The sequence below is a fragment of the Gimesia chilikensis genome, from assembly GCF_008329715.1.
Taxonomy (GTDB): Bacteria; Planctomycetota; Planctomycetia; order Planctomycetales; family Planctomycetaceae; genus Gimesia; species Gimesia chilikensis.
The window spans coordinates 809,986-828,200 of record NZ_VTSR01000032.1; the positions used below are offsets into that span (position 1 = coordinate 809,986).

The following is an 18,215-nucleotide window of genomic DNA, read 5'->3' on the forward strand; positions in this document are numbered from 1 at the left end:
TCCTGATAAAAAAACTGTCAAAGCAGAGACGCTGTATTCAATGGGTCATGGCATAAAACACAATGTTAATCCCCAGGGGATAAGCTTTCTTTTCTGAGAACTCACGGAAATACCATTTGTCCTCCCCTTCCCGTTCCCAGCCATCACCCAGATCGGTATTGTGACAGACAACCGCCATCAATCGGCCGCTATCATCGAACAGGCCGCGATAATGCACTTCCCGGGCATCTTCCCGTTCCCAGGTAATTCCTTCAGAGCGTCCCCACTGGGCGACGCCGATACTGGGGACTTGTGGTTTTTCTTTGAGGTCATACACACAATGGAAAATGGGATGCTCAAGTGGGATGTCGACCAGTTCGCGGTCCGGAAAAACACGTTTCATTTCCCAGGCGAAATTATCCCACTCGGCTTCTCCCCAGAAATCATCCACCATCATGAAGCCACCGTTGGTCAGGTAACGTCGCAGGGCGGTGACTTCCTCTTCCGTAAATTCAAGGGAACCGGGCTCAATCAGATAGATGAACGGGTAATGGAAAAGCTCCTCGTCCGTCAGTTCGAGGATTCGACCTTCGGGATCGACTTTCAGCGAAGTTAATTGCTGTAGACGGTAGGAGAAGTTCAGGTCACTGTCTGGATAATCGGTAGCCCAGCGGCGCCAGCCCCGGTGTGAGTTGTAGCGGATGCGGACGAAGGTGAAGACGTCGTGCTGGAACTCGGGATCAACTTTCCATTCCGGAACACCATTCCGGTCCATCGGGGTGCGGGAGCGGTACTGTCCAATACAGATCGTGGCGACGATCAGTATGATGCCTGCGGCTGCCAGTGAAATCAGGGTTTTGTTCATGGCAGGCTCCTCCCGAGCCTCTGTATTTACATGTCAGTTCCGTTGCGAGCGTGGGGTGGTATTCTCTGTTGTCAATTCCAGGAGTAAAAGGTGGGCAGCCCGAAAACGGGGGGCCTGTTCGAGCGCGATCAGTGTGTGTCGTTTTGCCTGCTGCTGGTTCTCTGATTTCAGCAGACGGGCTATCTGGTAGTGTATTTCAGCTTTATTATGGGGATCTAATGCCAGAATCGCCCGGTAGGCCTGGATCGCTTCCTGCCGCCTGTCCAGCCTGGTACAGGCGATGGCAAGCGAGAGCTGTGTGTCCTGATTCAGGGGATTCACTGCATGGGCCAGACGGGCCGTCTGATAAACGGCAGACCAGTCTCCCTGCTGCTGATAGAGTTCGATCAACCTCTGGTAGACTCCCAATGCGTCAGGATTGATGCGGGCATGCTCATCCAGAATCTGTTGTTCCTCTGCGAAACGCTTCTGATTCTGGTAAAGTTGAGCCAGTTGTTGGGCAGCGTTATCTGCTCCGGTATATTCAGGATAGATTTCCACCAGTTTTCTAAGGGTGGTTTCGAGTTCAGCTGTGCGGTTTTCTTCTGAAAGAATCGTTGCATAGGCCATCAGACCTCGAAAATGGTCAGGATGTTCCCGAATCCAGTCATCGAAGCGTTTGGTATCGTCATTGAGTAGCGGTCGCAGGTCCTGTTCGGACCAGTCTGCTCGGGGAGCAAAATCGAGTGCCTGCTGTTTCAGCCAGACTGCGTACTCTTCTTCCAGTTCTCCCAGTATCTTTGTGCGACGTTCGATAGCAACATTGATGGGGATGCCTGCCTGCAGGTCACCCAGAATATCACGTACGGTTTCCAGACCGAAATTTCTGACCAGGTATTCCACAACCATGGATGACTGGTAATACGCAAACTGAATATGCAGACTGCTTTTGGGGTTCATGAATGCGCTACTCAGCTGGCTGATGGGCGTGGTTTCTCCCTGCAGGATCATTTCGCGATATTGGGGAGTCATGGTCTCGCCCCAGTACGCATTCTTCTGACGTTCTTCATACACTGAGATACCCTCGCTGATCCAGCGGGGCATTTTATTGTGGGTGAGTTCCAGGGTGACGACATGGCAGAACTCATGCCAGAGCACAGACTGCCAGTTAGCAGGATGATCGGCCTGCGAAGCGGGACTGTTGGCGGTAATAACTTTGCCAAAACAGACTCCCAGATAGCCTGAGACAGCGGGCATACCAAACGTACGCACGGCGAAATCATCCGGATCGGGAAAGATTTCGACAGTGATTTTCTGGTTGAGTTTGAGACCATATTTCTGACAGAGCGATTGTTTGGCTTCATGGAGCAAAGCTTTGACCTGCTCACCGTAAATTGCTGCTTCTCTGGTTTCCATGCGAATGATGAAGGAATCATCTTCCAGAGTTTTAAATTGGGCCAACTGGTCTTTCAGCTCCAGCAGATTAAATATAGTCGTATCGTAACCGTCCTGGTTGTGTGCCTGTTGGGCATGCCCCCAGCCACTGACTTCCTGTCCCAGTCTTAACTGGTCCTGTGCGAGTTGAATTCGGGCCGGCAGATATTTTTCTTCTTTTTCCAGAGCCTGTTTCTGGTAGGTGGCACCTTCTGAAAACCGATAATGTTCCGAGAGTGTTTTGCCGATCAGGTAGTCCACATGCGGGTTTTGATCGTGATGACTTAAGGCCTGCCAGTAATAGGCGGTTTCATCTGAAGGACGATTTTCAAAATGGGCGATCGCAGCCAGGCTGGCCCAGGCAGACGCCAGATGAGGATTGATCGAAAGGATCTGATTCAGTTCCGTTTTGGCCGCCTCATACTGTTCCGAATTGATCAGCTGGCCAACCTGCATCATTCGTGCTGGAATGTGGCGGGGATTGATTTCCAGAACTTCGGCGGCGAGCACAGCAGCGCGTTGAGAGTCGGAGCGTGCTAATGCCTGTGAAAGTCCGAAGAGGAGATCTGGATCCTTGGGGACCTGTTTCAGTCCCGCTGTGAAAGTTTCGTTGGCCAGAGCATAATCGTGCTTAGCTAAAGCGAGATTCCCACTGGCAAGCCAGGCAGCTCGCTGGTCGGGATATTCCTGGATGGCACGATCAAAAAAAGTTTCGAGTACCTGACCAGGGTCCATTCCCCGTTGCAGGGAAGCCTGTCCCAGCGCCACCAGACTGTCAGCATCGGTATAGCGCCAGGCAGAACGGCTGGCGAGTTCATGAACGCTGTTCAGAAACGCGTCTGCAGCTTCGTGCTCATTATTCAGGTGGTAGATCTGCCAGGCAAGATATCGTAAAGGCAGGCTCCAGGAGTAGCGTTTCAGGCCAGCGTTTATCGTCTGCTGGGCTTCAGCGTATTGTCCGACGGCAAGTTCAGCCTGTGCTTTGACCAGCGGCCATTCGGAGCCGTACGCCTTTTTTTCAATGGCGAGGGCAGATGCTTGAATGCAAGCCTGATACTGGCCGGTCAGGAGAAGGTGCTCACAGTCTTCCTGTTCCGACGCTGATAATTCAGTCGCGATTGTCAGGGACCAGAGTAAGAAGCAGAGAGTAGAGAGAGGGCGAGTGCGAAGAGTCAGTGAGCGAAGCTGAACCAGCAGCGATAACGAAACGTCAGGCCAGACTCGGAAACGATGCACTCGTTGCATAAGCGCCCCTTCCCTGGGAAAGTTCAATTCGCGGAGCGACTCGCGACTATTGAAACGTAATACTTATGCCCAGGAACAGAAACAGTTCCTCTCCCGAACATGGAAGTATATCACTCGTGGACTATCGCAGTAATCGTCAGGTGTCATTCATGAGCAGGAGAGCCAGAAGAAAACGATATCTGATTTTTCCCAGTTGTGCAACAAGAAAATATTTTGGGGAGGGAATTTCCTGCAATTCCTGTTCAGTGCTGCACTGGAGAAATCATAAAAAAACAGGCAGGTCTCGCTTCCCTGATTCGGGTTGAGAGCCTGCCTGTTTATGAACAGTGCTGTTGAGGAAACCTCAACGGTGACTGATACTGTCGCGATTAGAATTCGCCCAGAACCTGTCCATCATTGATGATCGCCAGTTTCTGATAAGTTCCCATGGCTGCGGGGCCATTGGATGAATTGTAGTCAGAAGAGTTGATGTTTTCGCTGATGAAGCGAACAGTACCATCACCCAGCAGGAAGTGGCAACCACCTACGTGCTGGCTGCTGAATCCACGATGAGCAGGACCTGATTTCAGGTTGATACGAGTTGCATCAGAAACGACACCCAGGCTGTCTTCTTTCAGGCTGGTGATGATTCCGCTGGTACCGATGTTGTTAGTACGTCCGCCGGCCCAGATGGCAGCGTATGGCTGCTGAGTGACAGTTCCTGTGAACTGGAAGGCACGTTCGCCAACCAGAATTGTGTTGGATGTTCCGTCAGTAAAATCACGAAATCGGACACTGCTGCGGGGGTAAAATGTTCCCTTGTCCTGGTAGGTGGTAACCGGGGTTCCGGTCAGAGCAGCTACGTGACCAGAAACGGCTGGATAGCTGAGAGAGCCGTAACCACTGGGAACGCTGTCAGTTCGCTGGTTGTTGATCACAGGTACGACAGACGATGGGCAGCGGTAAACAGGAATTGCTGTTTGTAAAGCGGGCTGACCGTTGTAGGTGGTGTTTGCTGCGGGAAAGAGCAGACCACCATTCGGGTTGATTGCGTTATAAAGTGGTGCCTGATCGACAAATGGCAGCAGGAAGGTAGACCATGCCCAGGTAAAGTCAGTTGAGCTGCTGGTCTGGTTGACATAACCGAGTGGGAAAACAGTGTGAGTATCGGCGTAGTTGTGAATAGCGATGCCGATCTGCTTCAGGTTGTTCTTGCAGGTAGAACGACGAGCTGCTTCACGGGCCTGCTGTACGGCGGGCAGAAGCAGTGCAATCAGGATTGCGATGATGGCAATCACGACAAGTAACTCAATCAATGTGAACCCACGCTTTGAGGTTCCTTTACGACTCTTCATCTTAACTCCAGTTTGTCTTAAGGTTGGGTTTAGAGGGCGCCTGCTTGAACTGCCTGTGCAGTCGAACTGCCAATCCATCGGCGAGCAATTTGGTAGACTTCGCAGTCTGGATGGATAGCAGTCGCAGTAGAAAAATATACCTGCGATGAAGAGGAAACAAGCATTGCTTGTTCTTAGTTTAAGAAAAAATTAAAATATTTTTTCGGCAGGAGACAGGTGTGTATGTTTTGGCCTCAAGTCCCTGTTTTTCAGGCGTTTATTTTGCTGAATTTTATCAGGAAATTTGTTTTTTTGACGAACGTGGAGTTCTGTGCATAGGGGTGAACCCTATATTTCTGCAAATATTGGCATGCAATTTTTTCAACGACGCAGGCGTTCAAATCGGGCCAAAGCCATTAGCGGAAAATAGGTGCGGTACAGGTGGTATTTGAGATAGAAGACCTTGGGGAAGCCTGTTCCGGTAAATGGTTCTTCGTCCCAGTTACCGTCATTCTTCTGGGTTTCCAGCAGGTAGTGAATACCTCGACGAACTGCAGCGGAATCGATTTCTCCTGCTGCCATCAGACCCATTAGAGCCCAGGCGGTCTGAGAAGGCGTAGCCTCTCCCTGTCCGCGTAAGGAGGGATCAGCATAGCTGTCCGCTGTCTCGCCCCAGCCTCCACTGGGTTGCTGTTTTGACTTCAACCAGCCCACTGCGCGGACAATTCGAGGGTCGTCCGCGGGGATTCCAATCTCAACCAGACCGACAATCGATTGCCAGGTACCGTAGAGGTAGTTGATTCCCCAGCGACCGTACCAGCAGTGATCGTCTTCCTGCTCGCTCCAGACGTACTGAATCGCGCGTTGCGTGGCGGGGTGGCTGATGGGAAGCTGGACATCGGCGAATGCTTCCAGGACCCGGGCCGTTAAATCGGCGGTACTCGGATCCACCATCGCATTGTGATCGGCAAAGGGGACCTGTGTGAATAATTCCCGGTCATTGTCCCGGTCAAATGCGCCCCATCCGCCATCTTTGTTCTGCATTCCCAGGACCCAGTGCACGCCTCTGCGGATGGCGCCGATCATTGGTTGTAACAGTTCCAGGTCCGCGAAGGCCTGTTCGCGTGACTCACTTCTGCCTGCGACAATCGCTTCTGTATCCAGGTCTTCTTCGTAGGGGTTCCATTCAGGATTGACCAGGAAGTCGGTCAGCCATTGATCCTGTTTGAGGTTTTTGGGCAGACAACGACGCAGGGCCATGATGACCATCGTTGTGTCATCGACATCGGGGTAAAACTCGTTGTTGAATTCAAAGTACCAGCCTCCGGGAGTCTGGGATTTACTTGAATTGACCCAGTCGCCCGGAATTCTGGCTTCCTGGGAGAGCAGCCATTTTACGCTCTGACGGATGGCCGGATGACGATTGGAGACGCCTGCTTCCCGAAGTGCGATCGTGCTGATGGCGGTATCCCAGACGGGGGATTTACAGGGCTGCAGGCGGATGCGGTCGCCGTCTTTGATCTGTAGTTTTTTGAGTTCTTTCAAGGCACGTTGGATATCAGGGCTGCTTTCATCCTCTCCAAGACATTTTAGGGCGATCACAGTCCAGATGATTGGAGGAAAAATGGCTCCGAGTCCATCACTGTGATCGAATCGCTCCTGCATCCATTGATAGGCTTCATTGACTGCCCGTTTACGAAAAGGCTTGATCCCCAGGTTTTCGACCAGTTTGAAGCCCTGGTCGACGACTTGAAAGAAGCGGTGCCAGTCGAACCAGGTTTTTTTCTTGAGGGAATCGAGTGCCTCTGATTTCGGGACGTTCCGAGGGTAGTTCTCTGGGGAACCGGTAAACAGTTCGTTGATCCCCTGGTCTTCTGGAAGTGTGACCGAGGGGCGATATTCCCAGAGAATACTGAGAGGTACCAGAATGGTGCGGGACCAGGCTGACATTTCAAAAATGTTGAAAGGCATCCAGCGTGGAATCAGCATCAGTTCGGGAGGGACAGCGGGGCATTTTGAATAGGGAATAACCCCCAGAAGTGCCAGGTAAAACCGTGTGAAGCTGTTGACGGCTTCGACTCCTCCTGCTGCCAGAATCGCTTTACGAGCCCGTTGCATGTACTCAGCGTCGGGCGAATGGCCCGTCAGTTTCAGGGCAAAATAGGCTTTAACTGCAGCACTGATTTCAATGGGGCCTTCGGGGTACATGTTCCAGCCCCCCTCTGGCATCTGGATATCCAGCAGGTAATTGGCACACTGGATCGCTTCTTCGCTATGCTGTTTGCCGAGGAATGCGAGGAGCAGAATGTACTCTGATTCGAGAATCGAGTCTCCTTCCAGTTCGCCGCACCAGTAGCCGTCGGGATCCTGCAGAGAGAGCAGATAATCGCGTGAGCGGGCGATGCCCTTCAACAGTTGATCGGGGTGATCAAAGGGGGCTGCTTCCGTACTCGGAAAAATCTTGAAGGTGGGGGTGGTTTCGTTTTCGGCTGCCGAGCTGTTGGAAAGATCGCTGGCACGCAGTCTGCCTGAATTCATTTCAGGTGCTCCCTGACTCTAAGATGATGGATTCCATTCCCGCAGATTGAGCAGGTCTGTACGCCGTGCACTCAATCCGAAGGCGGAATCATACGTTGGGAGCGTTATTCTTACAACCTCAATCCAGATAAGGGCTTTGTGAAATTCACAAAACCCTCCTGGACCGATAATAAAGCGGGCTCAGCGGGACTCGGTTTGTCCTGCCAGTTCGGGGGCTTCAGAGGATGCATCCATTTCGTGGCCCGATACAATGACTTCGAATCCGAGATCAGAAATCATTTCATAATCTGCTTCTGCGGCCTGCCCTTTGGTTGTGAGGTAGTCGCTGACGAACATGGAATTCGCAGCATAGAGCCCCATGGCCTGCATCGAACGCAGGTTTACTTCGCGTCCGCCTGCAATCCGGATTTCCGTTGAGGGATGAACCATGCGGAACAGGCAAAGTGCCTTGAGGCAGTGACGGGGGTCGAGCTCATCCACCGCTTCCAGTGAGGTACCTTCGATGGAATTCAGGAAGTTGACCGGGATCGATTTGGTTTCCAGGGTACGCAGCTCAAAAGTGGCATCGACGATATCTTCCAGCGTTTCTCCCATGCCGACAATCAGTCCGCTGCAGAGTTCCATTCCTGCTTCCCGAGCCACTTTCAGAGTGTTCAGGCGATCTTGATACGTATGAGTGGAGCAGATCTTATCGTAGTATTCGCGGCTGGTGTTCAGGTTGTGATTGATCCGGTTTACACCGGCCTGCGACAGACGCTGTGCCTGTTCTTCATTAAGCAGGCCCAGGCAGCAGCAGATGCGGAGATCGTATTCTGATTTAATTTTCTCTACCACACTGGCAACGTGCTCCACTTCTTTGTCGGTGGGGCCACGTCCACTGGCGACGATACAGTAAGTACCTGCTTTAGCTTCATCGGCGGCCTTAGCGCCCTCGAGCAGCTTCTCTTCATTCAGCATACGGTACTTGGGAATGTCTGCCTTGGATCCGCGGGCCTGTGAGCAGTAACCGCAGTCTTCTGGACAAAGTCCGCTCTTGGCGTTTTTGAGGTAATAGAGCTGAACCTGTTTCCCAAAGTATTTCTGCCTTACCCGATAGGTGGCTGCCAGCAATTCCAGGAGCTCATCGTCAGATGAATTTAAGATTTCCAGACCCTCTTCACGGGTCAGCTGATAACCGGATAAAACCTGGTCCGCCAGCGACTGCCAGCGAGAAGAAGATGTGGGAACCTGAGTGCTCATTAAAAAAGATCTTTCAGTAGTAAACAACGTTGGTGTCACTGGCTGAAGTGCCAGCCTCTTAATTACGCTTCTTCACCCGTCTGAGTTACGGTGTGTGGATTTCTGTATAGAGAAAATGCAACAGAAGGTGAATCTTGAGCGTCCTGCCTGAATTCGCAAGATCAGAGGCAGAAGCCATGTGCCTCTATGATAGGCGAAATAGATGAGAGTACAAGTTTCGGAGAGGCATCGAAGCGTAACTGGCGGGATAAACGGAAGTTTTGATCAGTAGGAAGTGCGGATCCATTTTTGATTCACTTCGCCGGAGTCATCCCGCAGTGTGAACATTTTGTTCTCGATACTATGAATTTCCCGGACAAATTCTTCTCCCCAGAGTTGTTTGATGTAATCTACTTTGCTCTCCGGACTTCCGCCAACGGTTCTCAGTGTCAGTTTCCCCTGATTGAGGCTCCACTCAATATTGATCGTGACACGGTCTCCCAGGACTGCAGTCCAGAGTCCCTGAGGTTCGACGATCATCGTCGCCTTGCCATTCTCTTCGATGGTAAGGATCTGTCTGCTGGTGCTTTTGGTCTGCTCCCAGCGTCCAACGAGCCGGGTGAGAATCTCTTCGGGAGTCAACTGAGAAACCATTTCGCCAGTAATGACGTCAGATTTTTGAGCCTGTGATACAGGCTTTTGAGGGGAATTCACTCTCTCAGACTCTCGTTTTACACGAGGGGGAATCTGCTGCAGAACGGCCTGACGAGTTTGCAGTGGCTGACGGGATTCTCCTGTCTGCTGGTTTGCTCTGGTTGCAGAAAACCAGAATGGTGCTGAGAGTCCTGTCAGCGCCAGCAAAAGTATTCCCGATGTTTTTTTAACCATTTTTTCTTCCTGAATGTGCAAATTTACCGTACCGGTAGCGCAACTATATCTTATTTTCGGTTCGTCTGGAGCCCCGGATTTCTTAAAAATCAGTCGAAAACAGCACTTTTAAACGGTTTGTCGCTGCAACGGGCTTAGCGACCGATACTTCCGCCAATCGCTTTTTTCTTGACGACTGGAGTGTGAAAGTGGATATGACTTTCACCAATCGTGGCTTTCAGGCGGTTTTCGAACTCCTCGCTGCAGGACACGCGAAGATTACCGGGCGGGTTCAAGACGTACCTCAAGCTCGTATCCGGCTTTTCCTGGTCCACGGAATCGACGACCAGAATAACCTCGGTTTGCCCCGGAAACTGCGTCAGCACATCATGTACATTGACCATATCCTGTCGCGTGTGGACTCCTCGCTTGAAATTGATCGCCAACCGGTCGGTAAACTGCTTGCGGGCGTCGTTGAGGGTCAATAACTGGTCCACAATTACGTTGGGCTCCCTGCCTCGTTTGTCTATCTTACCCTTGATGATCACCATCGCTTCCATCTTGACCTTTTCCCCGAAGCGAGCGAACTGTTCGGGCCACATAATGCAGCGTACCAGGCCGTGTGGATCTTCAAAGTCAAAGTTCACGTACCGGGTGTGACCGTTCTTGCTGGGTTTCTTGGTGGCAGCATTTTTGATGGAGGAGACCATGCCGGCTAGAATGACTTCGTCCCGGTCTTCCATTTCCGCGAGTTCATTCGTTCTATTCTGCGCGTACTTGGTCAAGGCATCGCCCATTTCAGCCAGGGGATGCGAAGTCAGGTAAAAACCAAATACTTCCTTTTCAGCGGCGAGTTTCTGTGCCCTCGACCAGTCTTCGGCTTCGGGCAGCAGTGCCTCATCTGCAGAATCGGGTTCATCATTGGCAGGCTCATCACCGAACAGGCTTTTCTGTCCGCGTGCGCGGTCCTTGTGAATCTTAAGAGCTGACTGAACGGCTCTTTCTACAGTCAGCATCAATTGTGCCTGATTGCCGCCCAGGCTGTTCAACGCACCAGCTTTGATTAGTGTTTCCAAGGTGCTGCGGTTTAACGATTTGGGGTCGACACGTTCGCACAGGTTATACAGGCTGCTGTATTGACCGTTTTCTTCCCGTTCTTTCACTACTTCTTCGAGGGCCTGCTCTCCGACCCCCTTGATGGCGCCCATGCCGAAACGAATCTTTTCGCCATCGACACTGAATTCCACATCGGACCGGTTGATGTCCGGAGGCAGAACTTCAATTTTCATTCTGCGACAGTCATCGACATGCTCGTTGATTCGCTCATGGCTCTCCATCCCACAGGAAAGCAAGGCGGCCATGAATTCTTTGGGATAATGTGCTTTGAGGTACGCAGTTGCATAGGCGACACCCCCATAAGCGGTGGAGTGTGATTTATTGAAACCGTAACCGGCGAATTTTTCGATCATGTCAAAAAGTTCGATTGCCAGTTTTTCATCCATGTCCCGTTCTTTGGCACCTGCGATGTACTGGTCTTTGAACTCTGCGATGATTTTGAGTTTCTTCTTACTAATCGCTTTAATACAACGATACGCAGCGGAAAGCTCAATCCCTCCGACGCGGTTCAGAATCCGCATCACCTGTTCCTGGTAAACCATCACGCCATAGGTTTCTTCCAGAATTTCATCCACGATCGGATGAACTTTAGGGATCGGAATCCGGTTGTGCTTTACATCGACGTACTGCATCACCATCCCCCCTTCGAGAGGTCCCGGACGATACAGGGCCGAGGTAGCGATGATGTCCTGGAACTTGTCCGGCTTCATCTTGGTCAGCAGGTCACGCATCCCGCCACTTTCCAACTGGAAGATACCCTTTGTTTCTCCGCGTTGCAGCAGGGCAAACGTTTCTTCATCGTCCAGAGGGAGCTGGTGCGGATCGATTTCAATCCCACAGTGCTTCTTCACGTTCTGAACGGCTTTGTCCAGAATCGTGAGGTTTCGCAGACCGAGGAAGTCCATCTTGAGCAGCCCCACCGATTCCACGGTAGGACCATCCCACTGGGTGATAATATCCGTTTTGCCGGTGATTGTCTGCAGGGGAACGACTTCCGAAAGCGGCAAGTCGGCGACCACCACACCTGCAGCATGGGTTCCTGCACTGCGGCAGAGACCTTCCAACTGCATAGCGAGATCAAGCAGCTGTTTTACTTCCGTATCCTGGTCGTAGGCGGCTTGCAGATCTGGGCTTTCCTTGATTGCATCCTTGATCTTGATCCCCAGAGAATCGGGAACCATCTTGGCAATTTCGTTGACGCGCGCAAGAGGGACCCCCAGCGCACGGCCGACGTCACGGATCGCGGCTTTAGCCTTGAGTGTACCAAACGTTCCGATCTGGGCCACGCTGCGTTCGCCGTATTTCTTTTTGGTGTAGTCGATCACCAACTGACGGCGGTCACGACAGAAGTCGATATCGATATCGGGCGGTTCGGTACGGCTGGGGTCGAGAAATCGTTCAAACAGGAGATCGTACTTCAGGGGGCAGACCTGCGACATTCCCAGAAGGAAAGCTACAATGGCTCCACAAGCCGAACCACGGGCCGTACAGGGGATCTTCTCACTTTCAGCAAAGACGACAAAGTCCCACACGATCAGGAAGTAACTGGAGTAACCCATCTGCTCGATGACGCCCAGTTCCTTGTTAAGACGATCCCAGTGCGCCTGGCTCAGTTCATCACCGTACTTGAGGGGCAGGCGTTCTTCACAGAGTTTGCGCAGATACTGAGTGTCTGTCATGCCATCCGGTGGCTGGAATACCGGGTAGAATTTTTTGTCCGACATCTGAATGTCGACCCGCTCGGCAACCTCCTGTGTGCGGGCAACCGCATCCTCAAAGCCGGGGAACGCGTTATACATTTCTTCCTGAGTACGGACGAAGAACTGGTCTCCTGTCATTTTCATCCGTTTTTCATCACTTACGACCGCACGCGTACTTACGCAGAGCAGGACGTCCTGGGCAACAGCATCTTCCTGTTCGACATAATGCGCATCGTTGGTGGCAACCAGGGGCAGGCCCATTTTGTTGGCCAGTTCGACTGTGCCTTCCATACACTGCCGCTGAATCTCCAGACCTGCATTCTGGATCTCCATATACACGCGATCGCCGAATACTTTTTCATACCAGGCGCATAGTTTTTCTGCCTCTTCCCAGTCTTCTCCCAGAATATGGTGCGACAGTTCGCCTGCGGCACAGCCTGTCAGCAGGATCAGTCCGTCGCTGTGGGCTTCCAGGATCTCCTTGTCGATTCGCGGCTTATAATAAAAGCCTTCGAGGTAAGACATGGATGAGAGTTTGATCAGGTTTTCGAACCCCTGGCGATTCTGGGCCAGCAAGGTCAGGTGAAAACTGGCTTCTTTCATCCGAGAAGCCCCCTTTTCGAAACGGCTACGGGGAGCAATATAGGCTTCCAGACCCAGTATCGGATTGACTTCCTGGCTCCGGCAATGGCTGTAAAAGTCCATCGCTCCGTACAGGTTGCCGTGATCAGTGATCGCCAGCGAGTTCATGCCTGCTTCTTTGATCTTGCTGACCATTTCCGGAATGCGGCTGGCGCCATCCAGCATGCTGAAATGAGTGTGACAATGCAGGTGAGCAAAAGGACGTGTGTCGCTCATGAGTTTCCGTGCTCCCGTATGATGGCTGCCGTCCAGGCAGTTATTGGCTTGCGCAGTGAGAGATATCTAAGGCAGGACACTGGGGAGAATTCCACGACAGTGCTCCAGTTAACGAGTGTATTTGGAATCTTGGGTTTGTCAATCTACCTTACGCTACTGAGGTTTGGGTTTTTGATATGGACGAGCTTTGATGTTGGAAACCTGAGAATTCAGGGCGTCTCTTTTCAGGAGACCAGATCCTGAAAGCTGCTGCAAGCTTGACTGACCTGAATCGTCAGGTGGCTTAGATCCAGAGATTGATGTACCAGTTTACGCCATCTGCGAGGGGCGGACAGAGGTCACAGGCCAGTAAGAGTGGCATGTAGAATGCGGCGAAGAATGGGGAGCTCATTGAGTGGTACGAAGCAAACCATTGCCAGAACAAGGGACCGATGGAAAGGATGTATATCGTCAGGAAAATAGCCAGTTGAATCAGATAGCTGATGATATACCGCCGCCGACTCCGCTGGGGGAGATTTGTTTCTGTCTCTGGCAGATCGGGTGCAGACGTCAGTTCACTTTCCATGTGGCTATTCTAAGCTTGAAGAGAGAGTCGGGTCAAATACCCATTCTCTGGAGATCTATAAAAACAAGTATTTTCACAGGGAATTCATAAGTAAGAGTTACACTGGCAATTTCTGTTGTTCTCGAAACCAGTCAATAGTCTCTGACATGGCTTCTTGATAGGTCGTCTGTGGTGCATAACCCAGCTCATGCTGAGCTTTGAGCGTGCTATAGTCCAGATTCAATCCCAGAAACTTAATACGCGCCTGAGAGAGGATGGGGGCCTGTTTCTTTCCCAGCAGGCGCCAGAGTCCCTCAAGCAGTTTGGCGAGGTGCCGGGCTACCGGCAAAGGGACTACTTTTTCTGGTGACTTGAATCCGGCCTGCTCTGCGATCGTTGAGATGAACTCCCGTTTGCTGACCAGGGTAACGTCGGTGATATTGTATATCTGACCGACGGCCTGTTCCTGATTCAATGCGAGAAAGATAGCATCCACCAGGTGTTTCACATAGGTGTTATTCATCAGTTTCTCAGGAGAACCGAGGTATGCAAATTGACCAGACTGGAGTCGCTCCAGAATTCGGGGCAGAACGGTCCGGTCGCGGGGGCCATAAATGAAACCGGGACGTAAAATGGTATAAGGAATCGACTGTTGCTGGAGTAGTTGCTCCGCTTCGATTTTGCTCAAAGTGTAACCATCAATTCCGGATGCATGAGGGGGCTCGGTTTCATCGGTTCCATGATGATCACGGGCTGCATAAACGCCCAGGGAACTGATATGGATCAATCGTTTTAATGTACATTGTTCCTGGAGAGCTGCGATCAGGTTCAGTAAGCCGGTAACGTTGGTTTGACGGTATTCATCGACCCTACCCCAGTCTCCCACTTTGGCGGCGGTATGTACGACCTGGCTAATGCCCGAGAGCTTGCCTTGAAGAGTTTCGGGACGGGTCAGGTCGCCTTCAATCAGTTCCACCCCTTGCTCTTGCAGGAATGACGCCTGCTCTACAGAGCGGACCAGAGCGGTGGCTGGTTGACCGAGTTCTAGCGTCCGCTGGATTACCTGACTGCCTACCAGCCCGGTTGCACCTGTAACAAGCAGTTTGTCCTCAGCTGGATTTTTCATGTCTGGCCTCCCTGCCGATGCGGCAATATGGTGTTATGGTTTCAGCCTGTGGTTTTGAGAGCGGCGATGATTCTGGTTGAGCGGGGCCCTTGTCCGCTGAATTCGAAGCGACGAGCGGTTTCTGAGACGTGTGTGATGGTAATCTGCAAGACATCAGGGGGCAGCACTTCTGAAACTTTTTCCGCCCACTCAATCAGGCAAACTCCCTCTGCATACAATAGTTCGTCTGCTCCCAGTTCCAGGAATTCGTCTGTATCTTTAAGACGATATGTGTCGAAGTGGTAGAGCGGAAGTCGACCTTCGTACTCTTGCACCAGAACAAAGGTGGGGCTGTTTACTTCCGCGGGATCGACTCCCAGTGCCGCAGAAATCGCCTGGACGAGGCGGGTTTTACCAGCACCCAGATTCCCATTCAGGGCAATGACCGTGCCTGGAACCAGTTGGACGGCCAGCAGTGCCCCTAAACGCCGGGTATCTGCTTCACTGCTTGAGTCAAAGGACCATTCTGCCGCTGTTTCCAAGTATTCATCTTTCCTGATATCGAAGGTTGAGTCACTGAACTTCTGCTGGTATAGCCTGTTTTTCTCAAAATCACAATGCATCGTGCCTGTATATCACGTGCTGAAAACATATCAAAACTCAAGCTGGTCCAGGGCAGCCGATTTCCATTTCATGGGCCACATCAGTAGAATAACAGCTGTCCTCCAGTTTGATCCCCTGCCTCGAAATTCTATCTCAAAATGTCCTACGCTTATCGCTGTCTGATCTGTCTCACACTGACGCACATCATCGTTGATGCTTCGGCCATAGTGGTCGGCCCTCTCTGGGGGGAACTGGAGCGGGTACACTCGCTTTCGGAAAACGCATTGTTTCTGGTTTTGACAATTCATGCACTGGCTTCATCGCTGGCGCAACCCGTTTTCGGCTATATTCGCGATCGATATCCAATCCCCTCAATTTTATGGATTGGTCCTGTGCTGGGGGCAATCATGATGCCTCTGGTCGGACCTGCTCCCAATGTGGCGGTATTGTGTGTGGCATTATTGCTGGGGGGCGTGGGCATCGGTTCTTTTCATCCCGAGGCTGCGGTGGTCGCGGGTGCTCTGATCCCCGAACGCAGGACACGGAGTTTGTCGCTATTCATGTTTGGTGGCGCGATGGGACTGGCCCTGGGACCGATTGCCTGTGGTGCGATTGTTACAACCTGGGGCTTGAAAAGTGTCTGGATTCTGGCTCCTTTGTATGCCGGTTTGATCCTGATTTTACACTACGTTGGAAAACCACCAGCAAAGCTGTTCGAGCGCGATAAAACTCAGAAACCTCAATCACTCTATCATATGCTGGAAGGAAAAATCCCTCTGGCCCTGTTCCTGTTTATGGTCTGTTCATTGAGGCTGGTTCCAAACATGGCGATGGACAAGCTGATTTCTTTCATTCTTAAAGATCAGAATATTTCTGCTTTTCAAATTGGGTTAGTGCAATCCGTCTTTCTGTTTTCTGCCAGTGTCGGCATGTTACTGATGGCGTTCCGGTTCAAATCCGGTCACGAAAAAGCGTTTATGATTGCCTGTCCGCTGTTGGGAATTCCGCTGATGCTGGTGTTGGGCTGGGAAGGCTGTCCCACGTGGTTGATGACGCTCCTGCTGGTCCCCAGCGGGCTGGTGTTGTGGGGGACGAGTCCAGCGATGGTTTCTTATTCTCATCAGCTGTTTCCCAAGGGTGGTGGTGTTGCTTCAGCAATTACCATGGGCATGGCCTGGGGAGGTGGCGGAATGATTCAGGCAAAAATTACGAGTCATTTTGTCTCGTTGGGAACTCCCCATCTGGCCTTTTATGCGATTATTCCCTGCCTGTTGCTGGCAGCCATTGGTGCGTCCGCCCTGCCGGCATTGTCGACAGAGGCAAATCAACAGAATGAAGCTTTGGAGACGGCTTAAGCCTGCCAGTCTGTCGCAGGGAAAACCCCAGTTTCAAAAGAATTCCCTGAAAAAGACCGATTTGTGATGCAAATTCAGGTATGCGAATCACCCAAGACACAAGATATGGTGTCTGATCTGCAACTTGAAAAAATAATCGCTCAAAATGATCGATTCGCTGGACAGCCTTCAGACGGGGTACTAAGATCCCCCCACTTGAATGATTCGAACTGACTCACAGACGACATTCAAACGGACTGATTCACATCAGTCCGACACGGACCGAAGGAACGGACCGCTAGAAGAGAATGGATTCTATTTTCTATTCGTTCGACAGGGGGGATATTTCATCCGCTCGAACGCACTTCGTTAGCGTATCGCTCTGCTTTCTCCGGTCCCCGGTTTTTGGGGATATCCCGTTACCTCCCCAACCCGTTTTGACCGCACAGGAAGTGCACTTGAAGTGAAGGATGGATTCGATGTCAAAAAAACCTCTGATCGGAATTACCGGAGACTTTCGCCCCGAGCAAAAACAGACACAGGCACTGAGCTGGTTCTACACTGGCTACTATGACTCAGTGACCGATGCCGGTGGAATTCCCGTCATGGTTCCCCCGCTGGCCGATGACGATGACTTGAAACAAATGCTCGAACAACTGGACGGCCTGGTACTTTCGGGTTGTGCTCTGGACCTGGATCCGATTCGACTGGGATTCGAAAAACACCCTGCTTCCCGCGCCATGCCCCTGCGTCGTGAAGACTTTGATCGTCGCGTCTGCACCATGGCCATGGAAATGAAAATGCCATTGTTGGCCATCGGATCTGGAATGCAGCTGATGAATGTCATCAGTGGTGGAACACTGCACCAGCATGTGACAGAAGATGTTCCTGGTGCCATGTATCACCGTGATGGTGTTGAAGCGAACCTGCGACACATCATTGATATCGTACCTGGTACCCGTGTTGATAAAATGTATGGTCCCGGAGAAATTCGGGTGAACAGCCAGCATCACATGGCTGTGAAATATGTTTCCAAAATGTTTGTGGTTTCTGCAACAGCACCGGATGGTGTTGTTGAAGCAATCGAAGTACCTGATGAAGACTGGTTCTGTGTCGGCGTGCAGTGGCACCCGCAGAATCATTCTGCTTCCGCTCTGGATATGCAGGTCTTCGAAAACTTCCTGGCTGCCTGCGAAGAGCCAGAACCACAAATTCTGCAAATGCCTGTCCGCAAAGCAGCGTGATTCCGAAATGGATCACGGAGGCACTTCTCCAGCGATTGTTCAGGATGAAATCGCTGAGAGGAACTTAAGGTGCTTCAGCTTTGTGTCATCGGAAAACGATGAATCAAAATCGGCAAGTCATCAGGACTTGCCGATTTTTCTTTTCCCCTCCGAAGCTGGGGAAAGTTTCAATTTGTGACGGTTAATCTGACGATAACGATCATAGCAGGCTGGTGTGCGCGAAGTCTGACGAATAATCGCCCACCGTCTGAATTGAAATAAGTATTCTAACCC

The 18,215-nt window shown here is 51.5% G+C and carries 12 protein-coding genes; 2 read left to right on the forward strand and 10 right to left on the reverse strand.

Annotation, left to right across the window (positions count from 1 at the left end; translation table 11 throughout):
• Positions 1-37: 37 nt before the first annotated feature.
• The 10 genes from FYZ48_RS27965 to tsaE form a co-directional block, all read right to left on the reverse strand.
• Entirely contained in the window at positions 38-844 is an 807-nt protein-coding gene (locus tag FYZ48_RS27965; protein WP_149345752.1) for a DUF4159 domain-containing protein, read from the reverse strand.
• Between the two features lie 33 nt (positions 845-877).
• Complete coding sequence (locus tag FYZ48_RS27970) at positions 878-3,502, reverse strand: tetratricopeptide repeat protein (protein ID WP_149345753.1); 2,625 nt, start codon at positions 3,500-3,502, stop codon at positions 878-880.
• Positions 3,503-3,870: 368 nt separating this feature from the next.
• The gene (locus FYZ48_RS27975) at positions 3,871-4,836 is read right to left on the reverse strand and encodes a DUF1559 domain-containing protein (RefSeq protein ID WP_149345754.1); all 966 of its coding nucleotides are present in this window, start codon (positions 4,834-4,836) and stop codon (positions 3,871-3,873) included.
• A 360-nt stretch (positions 4,837-5,196) separates the two neighbouring features.
• Positions 5,197-7,353: a terpene cyclase/mutase family protein gene (locus FYZ48_RS27980; RefSeq protein WP_149345755.1), complete on the reverse strand. Its 2,157-nt coding sequence runs from the start codon at positions 7,351-7,353 to the stop codon at positions 5,197-5,199.
• Between the two features lie 180 nt (positions 7,354-7,533).
• Entirely contained in the window at positions 7,534-8,592 is a 1,059-nt protein-coding gene (gene bioB / locus FYZ48_RS27985) for a biotin synthase BioB (RefSeq protein WP_145440413.1), read from the reverse strand.
• A gap of 264 nt (positions 8,593-8,856) precedes the next feature.
• The gene (locus FYZ48_RS27990; protein ID WP_149345756.1) at positions 8,857-9,459 is read right to left on the reverse strand and encodes a hypothetical protein; all 603 of its coding nucleotides are present in this window, start codon (positions 9,457-9,459) and stop codon (positions 8,857-8,859) included.
• A 134-nt stretch (positions 9,460-9,593) separates the two neighbouring features.
• A complete protein-coding gene (gene dnaE / locus FYZ48_RS27995; RefSeq protein ID WP_149345757.1) occupies positions 9,594-13,112 on the reverse strand; it encodes a DNA polymerase III subunit alpha in 3,519 nt (1,172 codons plus the stop codon).
• A 283-nt stretch (positions 13,113-13,395) separates the two neighbouring features.
• Positions 13,396-13,677 (reverse strand): hypothetical protein, encoded by a 282-nt coding sequence (locus FYZ48_RS28000; protein WP_149345758.1) that lies wholly within the window; start codon positions 13,675-13,677, stop codon positions 13,396-13,398.
• Between the two features lie 97 nt (positions 13,678-13,774).
• On the reverse strand, positions 13,775-14,782 hold the full coding sequence (locus FYZ48_RS28005) for an NAD-dependent epimerase/dehydratase family protein (RefSeq protein ID WP_149345759.1): 1,008 nt from the start codon (positions 14,780-14,782) through the stop codon (positions 13,775-13,777).
• A 41-nt stretch (positions 14,783-14,823) separates the two neighbouring features.
• Entirely contained in the window at positions 14,824-15,303 is a 480-nt protein-coding gene (tsaE, locus tag FYZ48_RS28010; RefSeq protein ID WP_149345760.1) for a tRNA (adenosine(37)-N6)-threonylcarbamoyltransferase complex ATPase subunit type 1 TsaE, read from the reverse strand.
• Positions 15,304-15,522: 219 nt separating this feature from the next.
• Between tsaE and FYZ48_RS28015 the strand changes: the two genes are divergently transcribed.
• Entirely contained in the window at positions 15,523-16,719 is a 1,197-nt protein-coding gene (locus tag FYZ48_RS28015) for an MFS transporter (protein WP_149345761.1), read from the forward strand.
• A gap of 458 nt (positions 16,720-17,177) precedes the next feature.
• Positions 17,178-17,942 carry a gamma-glutamyl-gamma-aminobutyrate hydrolase family protein gene (locus tag FYZ48_RS28020; protein ID WP_228030471.1) on the forward strand — a complete coding sequence of 255 codons (765 nt, stop codon included), beginning with the start codon at positions 17,178-17,180 and terminating at the stop codon, positions 17,940-17,942.
• The last annotated feature ends 273 nt before the right edge of the window (positions 17,943-18,215 follow it).